16 protein-coding genes are annotated in these 18,052 nt (G+C 37.4%); 4 read left to right on the forward strand and 12 right to left on the reverse strand.

Annotation, left to right across the window (positions count from 1 at the left end; genetic code table 11):
- Positions 1 to 15: 15 nt before the first annotated feature.
- The 5 genes from EJF25_RS17075 to EJF25_RS17095 form a co-directional block, all read right to left on the reverse strand.
- Complete coding sequence (locus tag EJF25_RS17075; protein ID WP_125042081.1) at positions 16 to 3,138, reverse strand: efflux RND transporter permease subunit; 3,123 nt, start codon at positions 3,136 to 3,138, stop codon at positions 16 to 18.
- A gap of 126 nt (positions 3,139 to 3,264) precedes the next feature.
- A complete protein-coding gene (locus tag EJF25_RS17080; protein WP_200832932.1) occupies positions 3,265 to 4,398 on the reverse strand; it encodes an efflux RND transporter periplasmic adaptor subunit in 1,134 nt (377 codons plus the stop codon).
- Between the two features lie 35 nt (positions 4,399 to 4,433).
- Positions 4,434 to 5,831 (reverse strand): efflux transporter outer membrane subunit, encoded by a 1,398-nt coding sequence (locus EJF25_RS17085; RefSeq protein ID WP_125042082.1) that lies wholly within the window; start codon positions 5,829 to 5,831, stop codon positions 4,434 to 4,436.
- A 137-nt stretch (positions 5,832 to 5,968) separates the two neighbouring features.
- Positions 5,969 to 6,802 carry a zinc ribbon domain-containing protein gene (locus tag EJF25_RS17090; RefSeq protein ID WP_125042083.1) on the reverse strand — a complete coding sequence of 278 codons (834 nt, stop codon included), beginning with the start codon at positions 6,800 to 6,802 and terminating at the stop codon, positions 5,969 to 5,971.
- Between the two features lie 4 nt (positions 6,803 to 6,806).
- On the reverse strand, positions 6,807 to 7,901 hold the full coding sequence (locus EJF25_RS17095) for a Nif3-like dinuclear metal center hexameric protein (RefSeq protein WP_125042084.1): 1,095 nt from the start codon (positions 7,899 to 7,901) through the stop codon (positions 6,807 to 6,809).
- A gap of 106 nt (positions 7,902 to 8,007) precedes the next feature.
- On the opposite strand from EJF25_RS17095, the gene EJF25_RS17100 reads away from it, so the two are divergent.
- Positions 8,008 to 8,424, forward strand: coding sequence for a DUF4891 domain-containing protein (locus tag EJF25_RS17100; protein WP_125042085.1), 417 nt, complete (start codon positions 8,008 to 8,010; stop codon positions 8,422 to 8,424).
- A 4-nt stretch (positions 8,425 to 8,428) separates the two neighbouring features.
- On the opposite strand, the gene EJF25_RS17105 is transcribed toward EJF25_RS17100, so the two are convergent.
- From EJF25_RS17105 to EJF25_RS17125, 4 genes are all read right to left on the reverse strand, one after another.
- Positions 8,429 to 8,812 (reverse strand): VOC family protein, encoded by a 384-nt coding sequence (locus EJF25_RS17105; RefSeq protein ID WP_125042086.1) that lies wholly within the window; start codon positions 8,810 to 8,812, stop codon positions 8,429 to 8,431.
- A 757-nt stretch (positions 8,813 to 9,569) separates the two neighbouring features.
- Entirely contained in the window at positions 9,570 to 9,842 is a 273-nt protein-coding gene (locus EJF25_RS17115; RefSeq protein ID WP_125042088.1) for a hypothetical protein, read from the reverse strand.
- Positions 9,839 to 10,633: an ABC transporter permease gene (locus EJF25_RS17120; protein WP_125042089.1), complete on the reverse strand. Its 795-nt coding sequence runs from the start codon at positions 10,631 to 10,633 to the stop codon at positions 9,839 to 9,841. Before EJF25_RS17120 ends, EJF25_RS17115 begins: the two co-directional genes overlap by 4 nt.
- Positions 10,634 to 10,645: 12 nt before the next feature.
- Positions 10,646 to 11,266, reverse strand: a complete 621-nt coding sequence (locus EJF25_RS17125) for an ABC transporter ATP-binding protein (RefSeq protein WP_125042090.1) — start codon at positions 11,264 to 11,266, stop codon at positions 10,646 to 10,648.
- Positions 11,267 to 11,351: 85 nt separating this feature from the next.
- On the opposite strand from EJF25_RS17125, the gene EJF25_RS17130 reads away from it, so the two are divergent.
- Genes EJF25_RS17130 through EJF25_RS17140 form a run of 3 tightly spaced genes read left to right on the forward strand, consistent with a single transcriptional unit; the run spans position 11,352 to position 13,921 of the window.
- Positions 11,352 to 11,894, forward strand: a complete 543-nt coding sequence (locus EJF25_RS17130; RefSeq protein ID WP_125042091.1) for a ferredoxin domain-containing protein — start codon at positions 11,352 to 11,354, stop codon at positions 11,892 to 11,894.
- A gap of 18 nt (positions 11,895 to 11,912) precedes the next feature.
- Entirely contained in the window at positions 11,913 to 13,028 is a 1,116-nt protein-coding gene (locus EJF25_RS17135; protein WP_125042092.1) for an agmatine deiminase family protein, read from the forward strand.
- An 8-nt stretch (positions 13,029 to 13,036) separates the two neighbouring features.
- A complete protein-coding gene (locus EJF25_RS17140; RefSeq protein WP_125042093.1) occupies positions 13,037 to 13,921 on the forward strand; it encodes a carbon-nitrogen hydrolase in 885 nt (294 codons plus the stop codon).
- Between the two features lie 9 nt (positions 13,922 to 13,930).
- Here the strand turns inward: EJF25_RS17140 and EJF25_RS17145 are convergent, their stop codons facing one another.
- Genes EJF25_RS17145 through aspS form a run of 3 tightly spaced genes read right to left on the reverse strand, consistent with a single transcriptional unit; the run spans position 13,931 to position 18,024 of the window.
- On the reverse strand, positions 13,931 to 14,320 hold the full coding sequence (locus EJF25_RS17145; protein ID WP_125042094.1) for a GtrA family protein: 390 nt from the start codon (positions 14,318 to 14,320) through the stop codon (positions 13,931 to 13,933).
- Positions 14,317 to 16,254 carry an LTA synthase family protein gene (locus EJF25_RS17150; RefSeq protein WP_200832933.1) on the reverse strand — a complete coding sequence of 646 codons (1,938 nt, stop codon included), beginning with the start codon at positions 16,252 to 16,254 and terminating at the stop codon, positions 14,317 to 14,319. The genes EJF25_RS17145 and EJF25_RS17150 overlap by 4 nt, the downstream gene beginning before the upstream one ends.
- 3 nt (positions 16,255 to 16,257) lie before the next feature.
- Positions 16,258 to 18,024, reverse strand: a complete 1,767-nt coding sequence (aspS, locus tag EJF25_RS17155; protein ID WP_125042095.1) for an aspartate--tRNA ligase — start codon at positions 18,022 to 18,024, stop codon at positions 16,258 to 16,260.
- Positions 18,025 to 18,052 lie beyond the last annotated feature (28 nt).

Here is an 18,052-nt window from a genome sequence, read left to right on the forward strand (position 1 = left end):
GATAGTGTCAGTATATTATTGATCCTTTTTCTTGCTGAATTTCTCCTGCAATTTCTGCATTAATTCGTAGAAATTAGGAATATAAATAGTGGCGAGTAAAGTATTCATAGCCATACCGAATACAACAGCAGCCCCCAATGCAATACGACTTTGAGCACCTGCTCCTGTAGCGAAAAGCAATGGCATTACTCCTAATACAAAGGCAAATGAAGTCATTAATATTGGACGCAACCGGATATGTCCAGCTTCATATGCAGCCTCACGAATAGAGTTACCTTCGGCACGAAAATCGCGGGCAAATTCAACAATTAATATACCATTTTTTGCTGAAAGTGCTACAAGCAAGATAATACCAATTTGAGTATAGACGCTAACTGGAGTGCCCATAATCGAACAACCTATCATAGCACCTAGTAAGGCAACAGGTAATCCGATGACAGCTGCTATTGGACTTGTCCAACTCTCATATTGAGCGGCTAAAACCAAGAATGCAACAATTAATGCCATTACTAAGACAATTGTTGTGGTATTCCCTGCTTGTGTTTCCTGATAAGCAACTGAAGTCCATTCATAACCGAACTCATTACCTAACTGTTCTTTAAATAGAGCCTCCATTTCTTGAATCGCTTGTCCAGAACTACTTCCAGGAGCTACATTACAAGTCAAAGTAGCAGTAGAATACATATTATACCGGTTAATCTGATCTTGTCCCAATTGTTCCTCTACTTTGGTAAAAGAAGAAAATGGTACCATCTCTCCTGTCGCGTTGGGCACACTTAATTTCAATACATCATCAATAACTCTTTGTGCTTGGTCACGAGCTTCTATTTTAACCTGGTAAATATGCCCGAATTCCACAAAGTCATTCACATAAGCTGCTCCCATATAATAACCCAACGTAGAAAAGACTTCATTCAAGGCAATCCCCATGAATTGTACTTTATCACGATCTATATTTAGAAAATATTGTGGTACATTTGCTTGATACTGACTGGAAACAGAAGCTAAGGCTGGTTTGGAATGGTAAGAAGCCAGCAAGGTATTAATACCCTGTTGCATTTCAGTTGGTCCCAGATTCTTCCGGTCTTCCAATTGAAGTTGTAAACCTCCAGATGCACCTAATCCGGGAATAGCCGGAGGGACCATAGCAAACACTTCTGCTGCCTGTATCGTCATATATGCTTCACCATTGAAACGATTGACTACCGCTGTTGCAGTGTGATCTTTTCCCTTTCTTTCACTCCAATTCTTCAATATTACGAAATATGTAGCCGAATTACTTTGTTCTCCACCTCCCATAATAGAAAAACCTGAAATACCAATGTAATTTTCTACTTCCGGATATGAATTTAATATTGCATTAATCTTATTCCCAACAGCTTGTGTACGTTCCAGACTTGCAGCTGGTGGAAGTTGAACAACAGCAATGAAATACCCGTCATCTTCATCCGGAATAAAAGTAGATGGCCAACGTATGAAGAGTAAAACAGATATAATGGTCAGAACAGCATATGATAAAAGAGCTATACCTGGTCGTTCAAGTAACCATTTAACGATTCTATCATATGCACCCTGAGTTTTATCATAAGCTTTATTGAATCCTTTATATATAAAGAAGTTGGAAGGTTTACTCTTTTCGAGAAATAAAGCACAGAGAGCCGGGGTTAATGTCAGTGAATTAAAACCACTTAATACAGTGGAAGCAGCAATTGTTAGTGCAAATTGCTTGTATAACTGACCAGAGATACCACTAATCAACATTGTTGGAATAAAAACGGCAAGCAACACTAATACTACTCCGACAATAGGTCCGGTAATCTCTCCCATTGCTCTCGCAACAGCCTCACGTGGTGAATATTGTCCTGTTTCTAACAATCTCGAAGAGTTTTCAACTACCACAATGGCGTCATCTACCACAATGGCAACCGCTAATATCAATCCAAATAATGTTAGCGTATTAATAGAGAAACCAAATGCAGCCATGACAGCTAGTGTACCAATCAATGAAACAGGAATAGTAATACATGGAATAATCACTGCTCTCCAATTCTGTAAAAACAAGAAAATAACAAGTATTACTAATAAAGTTGTTTCCAAAAATGTAACCATTACTTCATCTATAGAAGCATGGATAACATCTGTTGTGTCCAACGTTACATTATAAGATACGCTTGTTGGAAAATTTTCTGCCAATTCTTCCATTTTAGCCTTTACTCCTTTAGATACGTCCAATGAATTGGAACCCGGTTGTTGATAAATAGCAATAGCTGCTGTAGGTCTTCCTTTTAGTCGTGATACTACACTGTAAGATGCAGAACCTAAATCAATACGAGCTACATCCTTCAATCGAAGTATTGCTCCCTCCTTTTCTCGACGAATAATAATATTGCCGAATTGTTCGGGAGAGCTAAGTCTTCCTTGCACATTCAGCGTATACTGAAAAGCATTCTTATTATCCTCTCCGATCGGCTGACCAATGTAGCCGGCAGATACTTCAACATTTTGAGATTGAATGGCTTGATAAACCTGTTCTGGTGAGATGTTCCGGATTCGCATGGCTTCGGGATCAAGCCATATACGCATTGAATAGTCCCCAGCTCCCATTACATTGACAGCTCCAACACCAGGGACACGAGATAATTGATCTACCAGATTCAATTTCGCATAATTGGTAAGATATAAACTGTTATAAAGAGAATCTTGAGAAGTCATCGTTAAAAACATAACGATATTTGAGGATTGCTTCTGTACGGTTACCCCTTGGACAACAACAGGTTCGGGCAAAGATGATTGAGCCACACTTACTCGGTTCTGTACTTGTACGGTTGCCATATCGATATCTGTACCAACGGCAAACGTAATAGTCAATGAGTAAGCTCCCGAAGAAGAAGAATTGGAAGACATATAAAGCATTCCATCCACTCCATTAACTTGTTGCTCTATCGGAAGCCCCACCGTTTGAGCTACCGTTTCAGCATTTGCTCCGGGATAAACTGCAGATACCTGTACTGTAGGTGGTGTAATGTCTGGGAACTGTGCCACAGGCAATATATTTAGAGTAACCAGACCAGCTACTACAATGAGCAATGCAAGTACAGTAGCAAAAATCGGTCGGTTTATGAAAAATTTAGAGAACATATTATTATGAGTTTACGAAGCCTTTTTACAGCCCTTTCATGAAAAGGGGAAGTTTTAAGTCACTTCTGTTAATATATAATTCATTAATAACCCTTGAAGGAATAATTATGATTAACAAGGCTATCCTTATTTCCCTTTTTCTGGGAGCGAATTGGAAATTGCCTTTATCTTCATGCCATCCCTAACCTTCATCAGAGCTTCAGTAACATAACGTTCCTGAGGTGAGAAACCTCCCAAAACTTGCCGTAGCGTATCATTAATTAATTGTCCAACCTCAATATGTCGATAATGTACAATATTCGAATCATTAACAGCATATAAGAACTTGCCTAACTGATCGGTACCAATCGAAGCTTCATTTACTAAAATCGCGTTTTTAGCTTCTTTATAAGGCAGGGTTATACTGACATATAATCCACTTTTCAGTACTCCCTGAGGATTGTCAAAATTGGCACGAACTATTAATGTTCCTGTATTCAAATCCACATTCGGAGATAAATAATCCAGAGTAGCCGGATAAGATTCTGTACCTTCTTTCCCCAACTGAACTATTATTTTCTGTGGAAGATTTCGTTCCGATGACTGATTATTCATTGATATATCCAACCATTGATTGTCGGCAACATTAAAATAGGCGTACATCTGATTATCTTTATAGATAGTAGCTAAAGTGACAGGTTGTAATGCGCCTCCTACGTAGCTTCCTACGTCTACGCTCGCTTTACTAATTGTTCCGTTAAACGGAGCATGAACATAGCAATATCCTAAATTTGTACGAGCAGTGCTCAAGGCAGCTTCTGCATTATTTACTGCTGCAACTCCCTCTGCTACAGATGATTCTGCTTGAAGAACTTGTATTTGACTCACTGCGTCACTTTTGACTGCTTCTTTCATACGGCTATAATTATTACGGGCATATTCCAATTGAGCCTGAGCTGTATTAAGTTCAGCTTCTGCCTGAGCCACTTTATCTTTATACAATGTTGGTTCTATGACAAATAATAACTGTCCTTGTTTCACCCTTCCTCCCGGAGAATATGAAATAGATTGTAACGTACCATTTACTCTGGCTACAAGGTTTACTGTTTTTTCCGTTGTTAAATAACCAGGATAATTTTTTGTCAAAGTAATATCCTTCACGATTGGTTTCGCTACACTGACAGCCGGAGTTGGCATCCCTCCCATTGATCCTACACTCTTTTTCTCCTTACAACCGATCAATATCGGCAATATAAGAAAGATATACATTAGTTTTTTCATATCTGTTAGGTTATATTTTATTTATAAAGATTCTTTTATTCTCTCCAACCACCTCCTAAGGCTTTATAAAGTGCTATCAATTGTAGCAATGAACTTCCCTGAGCTTGAACCAACTGATTCTCGTATGATAATAAAGAACGTTGTGCATCAAGCACATTCTGAAAAGGAGAAAGTCCCTGTTTATAAAGATCTAATGATAATTTTAATGTTTCAATACCTTGATTTCGTACTTCTCGTAATGCTACAATCTGTTTGATAGAGCTTTTATAAGAATTCATGGCATTATCCGCTTCCTGTACTGCTGTCAATACTGTTTGGTTGAACTGGTTAATTGACTCGTCCAATTGTGCTTTCGCTAATCTGGTAGCATTTACTAATTGTCCTCCGCTAAAGATTGTCCAACTTAATGCCGGAGCAATTTCGTAAGTCATGCTTTTACTTTTCATTAAATCAGTTAAATCACGTGCAGCATAGCCAAATGAGCCTTTTAAAAAAACCTTTGGTAACCAATCAGATTTGGAGGCTCCCAATAATGCTGCTTGTGCATTTACAGTTCGTTCTGCACTTCTTACATCAGGTCTTCGCATTAATAAATCTATAGGCATACCTATTCCTATCGGTTCCATATAGTCGGGTAATTTGCCTACAGGTTCCAAGATTGGACGGACATCCTGAGGATACATACCCAGCAAGACTGCTAATGATGTAATATATTGATTAATTCCTGCTTCCAATTGTGGAATTGAAGCTTTGGTACTATACAAAACAGACTTTGCTTGTGCTACATCCAATTTTGCTACAAGTCCGGTATTAAATCGCACTTCCGTTATTTTTAGAACTTCTTCTTGGGAAGCACTGTTCTTTTTAACTACCTCAAGTTCCTGTTGCAATTCGCGTAAATTAATATAAGAAGAAGCAACTTCGGCTGCTAAAGAAATCATAACTCCTGTATACTCTTCCTTGCTAGCAGCAAAATTTTCTTTTTGCGCTTTTACACGTTTACGGATACTACCAAAAACATCGACTTCCCAACTCATACTGAGAGAAGCATCATAATAATGATCTGTCGATTGAGGTAAAGTAGAGGTGTTTCCACTAGTTTCCTGTCTTGTCCATCCGGCATTTAGAGCAATAGAAGGAAAAAAATTTCCACGTTCCATCCAAAGATTAGCACGTGCAGCAGCAATACGGTCAATTGCCATAGCTACGGAATAATTACGATCTACCGCCACTGCAATAAGGGAATCAAGTTTTGTGTCTTGAAAAGATTTCCACCAATGATCATCTACAGGGAGTATTTGTTGAAATACCTCTCCACTTTCTTCCCATTCGTTGGGAAGAGGGGCATTCAAATAGCGATTTGCAGTTTGTGCAAAAGCTGTTACAGTTGAGAGAAACAAAAGGAGTGATATGCTCCACACTCGTTTATTCATATTCAGTTCAGGTTTTTATGAAATGAAATGATAACAATTGTCGGTTTGCTTTGTTTATTTCGGAAATGTTAAGAAAAGGATACAAAAAAAGCCTCGCAGGTTGCGAGGCTTTGAAAAATTTCATCAAATACGGTACTTTACTCAGCTGATTTCCTTCTGATAGCTCTCTTGGTTGTAGTAACCGGAGCTTCTTCAGCTGCCTTATGCTCAGCTTGTACTCCTGCCAATTCCGGATCAATCATAATACGTCCACAATACTCACAAACGATTACTTTCTTGCGAGAACGGATATCCAACTGTCTCTGAGGCGGAATCTTATTAAAACACCCCCCACAAGCGTCACGCTGTACATATACAATACCTAATCCATTACGAGAGTTCTTACGGATACGTTTGAATGACTGTAATAGACGTGGTTCGATCTTAGTTTCCAAATCTTTAGCTTTATCTCTCAGTTTTTCTTCTTCTTGTTTTGTTTCAGAAATGATTTCATCAAGTTCACCTTTTTTCTCTTCAAGATCCTTTTGTCTTTCTTCAAGAATATGTTCGTTCTTCGCAACTTCTGCTTCCTTTTCTTCTCTTTCAGCAGTGAATTCCTTGATTCTCTTCTCACAGAGTTCTATTTCCAAAGTTTGGAATTCAATTTCTTTTGTTAGAAAGTCATATTCACGATTGTTGCGGACATTGTCTTGTTGTGATTTATATTTTTCTACTGAAGCTTTTGCTGTTTCAATCTCCACTCTTTTGCCTGCAATTGCACTTTTCAGTTCATCTACCTCTGCTTTGATTTTCTCAATACGAGTACTCAAACCTTCAATTTCATCTTCCAAGTCTTGCACTTCCAACGGAAGCTCACCTCTCAAAGTTTTGATTTCATCAATTTTAGATAACATTGTTTGAAGTTGGAACAGAGTTTTAAGTTTCTGCTCTACTGTCAATTCACTTGGTTCTTTTTTTGCTTCTCTAGCCATTTTACTATAAATATTTTATGGGATTCGTATTTACTTTACTCAATTGGAGTGCAAAATTAGGAAATAAATCCCGGATTATGGAATAAAAAATTTCTTTTGTATATTGTTCGCTCTCATAATGACCTATTTCTGCCATAAGAATGTTTCCCTCGTGACCAAAATAGTCATGATATTTAATTTCGCCTGTGATAAATACATCAGCACCTGAATGAATAGCTTGAGACAATAAAAATGCTCCCGCTCCTCCACACAGTGCAACCTTCCGTACTTCTCTACCTGTCAGCTTATTATGACGAAGACAACCTACTTCAAATGTTTTCTTGATACGTTTTAAAAAATCAAGTTCTGTTTCAGCCCGTTCCAACTCACCTACAACTCCGGCCCCAGCTTGCTTCCAATCATTCTGTAGTGGATACAAATCAAAAACTGGTTCCTCATATGGATGAGCCATCAATAAAGCCTTTATTGCTTCTGCCTTCTTAAATGAAGGCAAGATTGTTTCTATTCGCACTTCTCCTTCCCTATGCAACTCTCCAATAGTGCCACAGAAAGGATGCGTTCCTTCTTTTGCACGAAATGTACCTTCTCCATTCAGATTGTAACTACATGAATCATAGTTACCTACATTTCCACAACCTACGGAAAACAATGCTTGTCTGACAACATCAGCTTGTGCGAAAGGCACGAAAGTTACCAACTTCATCAGACAGTTTTCTCTAGGCTCAAGAATACGTATGTTCTTCAAGCCAATTTTCTCAGCTATTTTAAAGTTTACTCCGCCTTGGGCATTATCAAGATTAGTGTGTGCCGAATAGATAACGATATCGTTCTTTATCGCTTTCAAAATACAACGTTCAACATAATCCTTCCCAGTTATGGATTTATATCCTTTAAAAATAAGCGGATGATGCGAAATCACAAGATTATATCCTAACGCAATCGCTTCATCTAACACAGCTTCAGTAACGTCAAGACACAACAAAGCCCCTGCAGCTTCCGCATCTGTCAATCCTATTTGCAAGCCGGCATTATCGAATCCATCTTGCAATGGCAGAGGCGCGAATTGTTCAAGGGCGCATACTATTTCTTTAATTTTCATTACTTGTAGAAAATTTGGATGCAAATATAGGGAAAAAAGAAGAAAGAATGCTTTTTGTTATCGATTTTTTAGTAAATTCGTCGCATATCTTTAATAATTGAACACAATGAAAACAATTCTAGCTTTCTCTTTCATGATCTTTTTGATTGTTTCCTGCCAGTTAAAGCAAAAAGAAAGTCTTAACGAGGGTATTATTGAAAATACCAACAACGCAGAAACTGCTTTAGACGATACTATAAAAGTGACAGCTATCTTTTGGATTGATAAAGCGGAATATAAATATGCCAAAGAATATGCTTTTCGCACAGTCAAAGCAAAAGTGTCTATTCACGAAGACGGTAAAGTTGATCTCTTGGAATTTGTTAAAGAGCAAACACCAGGTGTAAATAAGTACGTACGTCATTATCTTGCTAAATTCAAGGTACCCCAAATAATGTTTGAAGGTGGTTATATAAAAACTGGAGAGCAAATAGTTCAACTTCGTTGTCTATGGGGAGATAGACAAAAAAAGATAATGCAGTAGTATACTAAATGGTAATTTCCACTAAGTTATTGTCCGGATCAAGAATACTTCCTTCAAAAAAGCCATCCCCTGTAGTACGGGGTTCGCTTGCAATGGTATATCCATCTTTACGGAAGCGTTCTATAAATTCTATAACAGCTTCTTTACTACCTACAGAAAAAGAAAAATGTGCCAACCCAATATGTAATATGCTATCCGGCTCAGTAATATTTATCTTCCGCATTATTTCTAATGCGGCACCTTCTTCTTCAAAGCGCATAAAATAGGATTCAAAACCTTTTTGAGGATTTGTATATTTTTCGTTTGTACAACCATCGAAATATTTAGTATAGAATTCACGAAGCTCTTCTAATTGATTAGTCCATAGAGCGATATGATTAATTTTCATAGCTTTATTATATTACAATTTATTTTTTGCAAAGATAAAAAAAGAGACTAAGAATGACATTGATGTATGTCAAAATCGTTACAGCAAAGCAATTATTAGAAGAATTCATGCGAATATTATTTGATTTCTTTCTCCTAAGATAAAATATCGATTTCTCTATCAACCTATCACCGACCTTCGGGAACTCCTTGTTGATCGTACTTTCGAGTGGTGATAGGTTGTTATTTTATCTATCACCTCATCTATCACCTATCACCTTTGCCGGTTCCTGCTTGTATCCTCTTCGTTTTATGGATGACGGATAACTTTTAGCTCCTTATTAATAGTAAACATCCATTTCATTAATAACAAACTTTCTATTCTATAAGACCTAACTTCTTTTCCGCTGATAGAGAAATTATTCTTTACTAGGAATAAATTATAAACAGAAGTTGCATTTGTATAAATGGAACTTTCGTTTATATAAACAGAACTTGCATTTATATAAATGCAAGTTCTGTTTATAGATTGCAATTGATAAAAACAACTTTACTATTAAAGAAAATAAAGTTGTTATAGGAGAAGAAGAACTAATCTATTAATACTTCTGTTCATCACTTATAATACAGTGAAAATATGGATACGGAAAACCGGACTCGGAAATAAGCCGAGGAATATGGGAGGAAATTGCATTTACAGCGATTACTACATAAGAGTAAATGGAAAGTTTAACGAGCTATTGTATCAGATTGAGCTCAAGAATTCTGGGAATTTCTTCTTATTTTTTTATCTGTACCTTATTCTTTAAGGCATAATGTTCATCTACGACACGATCTGTAGGGAAAAAAGTGAGAATCATCCGCCAATCCCCTTCTCTATATATAAATTTCCGTCCATTTGCTCCATGGAGGATTAACTCATATTTCTCCCATAAGAATACATCTAAATGTTCCGGCATTTCTTTACCCACTGTCGAAAATTCTACTGTAATGAAGAATTTTGGAATAGATACTTCCGCTACTTTCTGGAAAATCTGATCAATAATTGTCATTTCCTTGGTTCTTTTGTTACATCTAATAGTTTTCCGTATGCGTCAAATGATCTACGTGATGCTAATGATATGGTAATCATTAATGAAAGCATGGATGCAGTAAAAGTAATCACCATAATCATCATCTGATATTTGATAGCTACATTGGGACTACTTCCCCCCAATATCTGCCCTATCATGGTTCCAGGAAGAGCTACCAATCCCATTACTGCAATATTTGCTATTAAAGGACTAAATGATTTAATAATAGCCTGACGGATGAACGGTGCTTGGGCTTCCTGTGGTGTTGCTCCATTTCCTAATAAATAACGGTATAGTTGTTGTTCGCGCTTCAGTCCACTGTAATAGGTATTAAGTGCAATTACATTACTAGATAACATATTTCCCATCAAGATTCCAGATATCGGAATAAAATATTGAGCACTGAAAACATTGTTTAGTTGGAGTACAATACCTATAAAATATATTCCTACGAGTATAACACTACAGAGAAAACCTACAGAAAGAGGAATAAGTAAAATTTTTCTTTTTAATTGAGTACGTACCAACGCTGTTTGCCCTGCTACAAAAATCATAATAATCACCCAAAGAGAATTGATCCAGGGATTGTTCCATAAAAAAAGATATTTCAGATACATACCAATAAAGAACAATTGAATAATCATTCGTAATGTTCCTATCATTGCAGGTTTTAGTAATCCGGTCTTGAACTTCCAAAGATAAAAAAAAGGAACGACAAGCAGAAGCAAACCTATAAATAAGTTAAAATATGTGATATCTATAGTTCCCACAAATAATTCTTTTTATAATTCTATTACATAATGACAACCTGAAGCAAAATCTTTATCATGTGATACAGCTAGTACAGCGGCTCCTTTTTTCGCTTGCTGACGAAAGAAGGTTAAAACTCTGTCTGTTGAGTCAGCATCTAACGCTGAAGTAGGTTCATCAATAATAATCAGTGGCTTGTTAAGCATTGCAGCAACAGCCAGCATTATTCGCTGTCGTTGTCCCCCCGAAACTTCATTTACTCTCTTAAAATACAATTCATGTTCCAATCCTAACTCACTAAAGCAAGCAAACAATCGCTCTTCCGAAAAAGGAATAGAACGATTTACTTTTAAATCAAAGGGTAAAGCTACCATTTCTTTCACCCATTCAAAAGGAAGTGCCAGTTCTTGAGGAATCCATGCAATTTGCCGACGAATGATGTCAATCGTAGATTTACCTAACAATGTTTCCCCCACTTTGATAGTACCCTCCTTTAATGGTACAAATCCCATAACTGCATTCAATATCGATGTTTTTCCGCAGCCGGATTGTCCAACGATGCAGGCAGTCTCTCCCTTTTCCAAATGTAGATTAAATCTGGAAAAAAGAACTTCTGATCCAAAAGCAACACAAGCATTGTCAATATGTAACATGACGTTTTTAATTCTTTCTTTCCGGCAAAGGTAGTATTTTCTTGAAAAACGTTATCTTTGCCTCACTAATTAATTCAATAGAGTTATGATACTAAACGAAAGAGATGCCCGCCATGAGCATATTTTACAGGTTGCACGCCAAATGATGACTGCTGCCCGTACGGCTCCCAAAGGAAAGGGTATTGATATTATTGAAGTAGCTTTAATTACCGACGAAGAAATTAAACAACTGTCAGACACTATGATAGCTATGGTAGAAGAACATGGGATGAAATTTTTTCTTCGTGATGCTGACAACATCCTGAACGCTGAATGTGTTATATTAGTAGGTACACGTGAACAAGCACAAGGACTAAATTGCGGATATTGCGGATTTACAACTTGTACCGGCCGTACAGAGGGAGTTCCTTGTACCATAAATAGTATCGATGTAGGAATTGCAATAGGTTCTGCTTGTGCAACAGCAGCCGATATGCGAGTTGATACTCGTGTCATGTTTTCTGCAGGATTAGCTGCTCAACGTTTGAATTGGTTGAAAGACTGTAAAACGGTTATGGCAATTCCAGTAAGCGCATCGTCTAAGAATCCGTTCTTTGATCGGAAACCTAAACAAGAGAATAATAAATAATAAAATAACAACATACGAATGGGAATCATTGTTGGGCTCCCCCGTTCCGGTGGTTCGGAGAAGGATTTACAATTAAATTTTGGCAAGATTATTACCGAACAAGTGGAGGTAAGGGCACCTCATCTACCTGCTGAATGGTATCAGCAAAGTGGTATTCAACTAACATGGCCTCATGCTGGTACTGATTGGGCATACATGTTGAATGAAGTACAAGAATGTTTCTTAAACATTGCTCAAGAAATCGCGAAACGTGAGATCTTACTAATCGTTACTCCAGAACCTGAGGCTGTAAGAGAGCAGATTGAAGCAACAGTCAATATGGATAACGTCCGCTTTCTTAAATGTGAAACCAATGATACATGGGCACGGGATCATGGGGCGATCACTATGATTGATGAGGGTAATCCTTCCCTGCTAGACTTTGCTTTTAACGGATGGGGATTGAAATATGCATCTGGGTTAGATAACCAAATTACTCGACATGCTCTAGAAGCTGGGACATTAAAAGGGTGCTATGTTAATCACCTCGATTTTGTATTAGAAGGAGGATCCATTGAAAGTGATGGAATGGGAACATTATTGACTACCTCAGAATGCTTACTGTCTCCCAACAGAAATAAACGACTGAACCAAGTAGAAATTGAAGAATATTTGAAGTCAACCTTTCATTTGCAAAGAATCTTATGGTTAGATCATGGCTATCTTGCCGGTGACGATACGGACAGTCATATTGATACATTGGCACGTTTTTGTTCTCCAAATACTATTGCATACGTAAAATGTGACAATAGCGAAGATGAGCATTATAAATCTCTTCATGACATGGAGGAACAACTAAAAACTTTCCGTACATTAGCTGGTGAACCTTACAAGTTGCTGGCATTGCCGATGGTGAATAAAATAGAAGAAGATGGCGAACGTCTGCCAGCTACTTATGCAAACTTTCTGATCATGAATGAAGTTATTCTTTATCCTACATATGATCAGCCGGAAAATGATCATAAAGCGGGGGAAGTGTTACAACAGGCATTTCCCAAACACGAAATTATAGGAATAGATTGTCGTGCTCTCATCAAACAGCATGGATCTCTACATTGTGTCACTATGCAATATCCCTTAGGAGTCATCAAATAAAATTGTATATGAGAAAAATAAAAGTAGGATTAATTCAACAATCCAATACTGCGGATATAAAGGCCAATTTAATGAATTTGGCAAAAAGTATAGAAGCCTGTGCTATTCATGGTGCACAACTGATTGTACTTCAGGAATTACACAACTCTCTTTATTTTTGCCAGACAGAAAATCCAAACCTATTTGACCTTGCTGAGCCTATTCCTGGTCCTTCAACAGGTTTCTATTCAGAATTAGCTGCTGCCAACAAAGTTGTTCTTGTCACTTCTCTTTTCGAAAGACGGGCACCGGGATTATATCATAATACCGCTGTAGTATTTGACCGCGATGGTAGTATCGCCGGAAAATATCGTAAGATGCATATTCCGGATGATCCTGCCTATTACGAAAAGTTCTATTTTACTCCGGGTGATATAGGTTTCAAACCTATTCAAACTTCATTAGGAAAACTTGGAGTATTGGTGTGCTGGGATCAATGGTATCCCGAAGCAGCTCGTTTGATGGCTTTGAAAGGTGCTGAGCTTTTGATTTATCCTACTGCTATTGGTTGGGAAAGTAGTGATGCAGATGATGAAAAGGCTCGGCAACTAAATGCGTGGATTATTTCCCAACGTGCCCATGCCGTTGCAAATGGTCTTCCTGTTATCTCAGTCAATCGTGTAGGACATGAACCTGATCCTTCGGGGCAGACCAATGGAATTTTATTTTGGGGAAATAGTTTTGTAGCAGGACCGCAAGGAGAATTTTTAGCACAAGCGGGCAATGATCATGCTGAAAATATGGTTGTTGAAATTGATATGGAACGTTCTGAGAATGTCCGTCGTTGGTGGCCTTTTCTACGTGATCGTCGAATTGATGAATTCGAGGGGCTTACAAAACGTTTTCTGGACTAAAGATACTTTTTATTTGAAAGTTATCTTTTTATTGGCCATAAAGTTTACTCCTCCATAGATGAATAGACCAAGAAATTGGGCAAGATATTCATTGACATCCAATCCTTCTACTAAAAGAATGAGAAAAAGAAATTGGGCAGTGTATGCTACTCCGAAAGCAGAACAGAAGAACAGTATTTGTTTCCAAATGCTGTTCTTTCTTTTTTCTGTTGGGAATATCCAATATTTACACCAAATAAAATTATGAAGCTGAGCTATCACATACGCAGTTATATTCGCAACCAGATAATCCCCTTCGAATGATAGACTTTCCATCATTAGCCATACAACTAATGCCATTATCAAAGCATTCATTGTGCCAATTACTATAAAACGAAATATACGTATTGATTCTTTCATTTTATTACCAATTCGTCATTGTTCATGCGTGTCATGTATTGTTGGATGATCGCTTTAAGTTCATCTTCCATTTGTTGCTGATCGGCAACTTCTCCCAATAAATTATGCTTTAATAATTTATCAGTTTTAAATGCATACATGGCAATTGATTTCTGACCATCAAAATGCAATAAATACTCACCTTTGAAAAATTGATAAATACCATTGATATAGTTTACAGCATAAGTATCCTCCGGTTGAGTATTCAATAAATCACATCCAAACGAAATATATGGCTTATCATAACCTAAATATCCCAATACAGTAGGCATAATATCAATCTGTTGTGCAATCATTTCTTTCCGATATCCTTTCAAATCGGTTCCCGGTTGGTAAAAAACGATTGGGACAGAGAAAAGACCACTTTCAGTTTCATATTCAGGACGTTCTTGGGAGTTGGTATGATCGGCTGTAAATACAAACAATGTATTTTTATACCATGGCTCTTTAGATACTTTTTCAAAAAATAGTTTCAACGCATTGTCAGTATATCCAATACATTGGCGAATTGCCTTATTCCCTTTTGGAAAAACACCTTCGTATTCTGTTGGCACTGCAAACGGATGATGAGAGGATAAACTGAATAAAGCAGCAGCAAAAGGTTGTTGGAAAGTAGACAATGTATTGGCAAAGAATTGAAAAAACTTTTCGTCCCAAATTCCCCAATGGCCATCAAAATCTTTGTTCCCCGGATGTGCTTCATTATACTCAGTACGTCCATAATAATTAGTATAACCAACAGTCCGTGCAAAAGCTTCAAACCCCATCGAACCATTATCTGCACCGTGGAAAAAGGCAGTATAATAACCTTTCTTTTTTAACTCCCCTCCTATGCTGGATACTGTATTCAAGGAAGCCGGAGTCAAGAAAAACGGCTCAACAAACATTGGTATTCCTGACAATACAGAAGGCATACCGTCAATGCTCTTCATTCCATTAGAGAATGAATACTTAAAAGTCAAACCTTCCGACATGATGGAATCCAGGAAAGGCATATATCCTTTATAAGTTCCATTGTCTAAATCCTCATTTAAGAAACCACTGTTTTCTTTACCAAAACTTTCCAAAATAAAGACTACTACATTGAGTGGACGAAATTGGGCACTATCCTTTGGTAGATGTATTGGAGAATATAATGTTTCCAATTTTTCCTTATCAAAATATTGAGGTACCATAAATGGCTTCTTACCCAAAGTACGATATATAGAAAACGGTGTATTTAATACGATTCCCGTTTCTATGGGACGGTCTACATACTTATTGGCGTTGCTGATTGTAATGGGGCGTACCATACCAGTAAACCCACCACGCATACCACCGATACATAAATAAACAGCCACTCCTAAAATTATTAGGTTAACTGTATAGTAAACAGGTAGATGGTTCACTTTCACTACTCTAGGCTTGCAGTAAAGTTTAAATAACGCATAGCCGAAAGCCACAGCTAACAGTGTCAGATACCAATGATTTAATAACTCCGTTCCAAAAATACCTCCTAGATTTCCTTCATTTTTAAACTCGCTAAATACAGATGCTGTAGTTCTCCGATGTGTATATTGGAAATAAACCGTATCCATCAGATTCATGATGATTACGATTAAATTTGTTACAATAAAAATTCCTTTAGTAATTTTCTGATAGATTATATTTTCCTTATAATGAAGAGGGATCAACATTAGAAAAATATACAGGAGATTAGTATACAAAATAGCAGAAGTATCAAAAAGAAATCCACCTTCGAACATCCTCCAAATTCTTCGTGCTGTTAAATCGGAAAAAGCATTCCAATTTTCTGCTAAAAATATAATACGACAGAGAATAAAGCACCCCATCACTAATAACAGATTGCTTATAAGTGACAGGGTGGTATTATAAAGATAACGATATTTACTCATCGTTTACTTACTATTTTCTTTGGTTTCAACAATCAGATTTAATTCGTCAAGTTGGGACTGGTCAATAGCAGACGGAGCATCTAACATAACGTCGCGTCCTGAATTATTTTTCGGAAAGGCTATACAGTCGCGGATAGAATCTAAACCTGCGAAAAGAGATACCCAACGATCTAGTCCATAGGCCAAACCACCATGAGGAGGAGCACCATACTTGAAAGCATTCATCAGAAAACCAAACTGCGCTTCAGCCTTTTCAGGAGTGAAGCCTAGTATTTCAAACATTTTTGCTTGTAATTTTGCATCGTGTATACGAATTGAGCCACCACCTACTTCTACACCGTTTACTACCATATCGTAAGCATCTGCACGTACAGCAGCGGGATCTGTATCCAACAATGGAATATCTTCTTCTTTCGGATGAGTGAATGGATGATGCATAGCCATCAAACGTCCTTCTTCTTCACTCCATTCAAACATTGGAAAATCAACCACCCACAAACAAGTAAACTTGTTTTTGTCACGTAATCCTAATTGAGAACCCATTTCCAAACGAAGCTCGTTCAACTGTTTACGCGTCTTCATTATATCATCACCTGACAAAATTAGAATCAAATCACCCGGTTTAGCTCCGAATGCTTCTTTCATTTGCTGCAAAACCGCTTGAGTATAGAACTTGTCTACGCTTGATTTTACGGTACCGTCTGCTTCTATACGTGCATAGACTAAACCCTTAGCACCAATCTGGGGCTTCTTTACAAATTCAGTCAAAGTGTCCAATTGCTTACGTGTATAAGATGCAGCACCTTCTGCACAAATACCGCCAATATAAGCAGCATTATCGAATACGGAAAAGCCATGCCCCTTCATAATATCCATCAGTTCGACAAATTTCATTCCAAAACGCAAATCCGGTTTATCACTACCATAATATTTCATTGCGTCGGACCAAGACATTCTTTGGAATGGTTCTGTAAATTCAACATCACGTAGAGTCTTGAACAGATGTTTTGCCATACCTTCAAAAGTACTAATTATATCTTCCTGTTCTACAAAACTCATTTCACAGTCAATTTGTGTAAACTCAGGCTGACGGTCGGCACGTAAATCTTCATCACGAAAACATTTTGCAATCTGGAAATAACGATCAAAACCGGAAACCATCAACAATTGTTTCAAAGTTTGAGGAGATTGTGGAAGCGCATAAAACTGTCCAGAATTCATACGAGAAGGTACTACAAAGTCACGTGCCCCTTCCGGTGTAGATCCAATTAATACAGGAGTTTCTACTTCAATAAATCCTAAGCTATCCAGATACTTACGAACTGCAATAGTCATTTTATGACGTAATTCCAAATTAGAACGAACAGCATTACGACGTAAATCCAAATAACGGTATTTCATGCGAATATCATCCCCTCCATCCGTATTATCTTCAATAGTAAATGGAGGAGTCAATGCAGTATTCAGAACATTTAGTGTGGTGACAATGACTTCAATGTCTCCGGTAGGAATATTTGCATTTTTGCTAAAACGTTCATTTACTGTACCTGAGACCTGAATAACGAATTCACGTCCCAACTTGTTAGCACGTTCACAAAGTTCAGCGTTAATTTCTTCATTAAATACCAATTGGGTGATGCCGTAACGATCACGTAGATCAACAAAGGTCATTCCTCCCATTTTACGGCTACGCTGTACCCATCCGGACAGCGTGATTTGTTTATTAACATCGGAGATTCTCAGTTCTCCACATGTGTGCGTTCTGAACATATATTTTAATATTTAAACAATTATCATT

It is taken from the genome of Bacteroides faecalis (assembly GCF_003865075.1).
Taxonomy (GTDB): domain Bacteria; phylum Bacteroidota; class Bacteroidia; order Bacteroidales; family Bacteroidaceae; genus Bacteroides; species Bacteroides faecalis.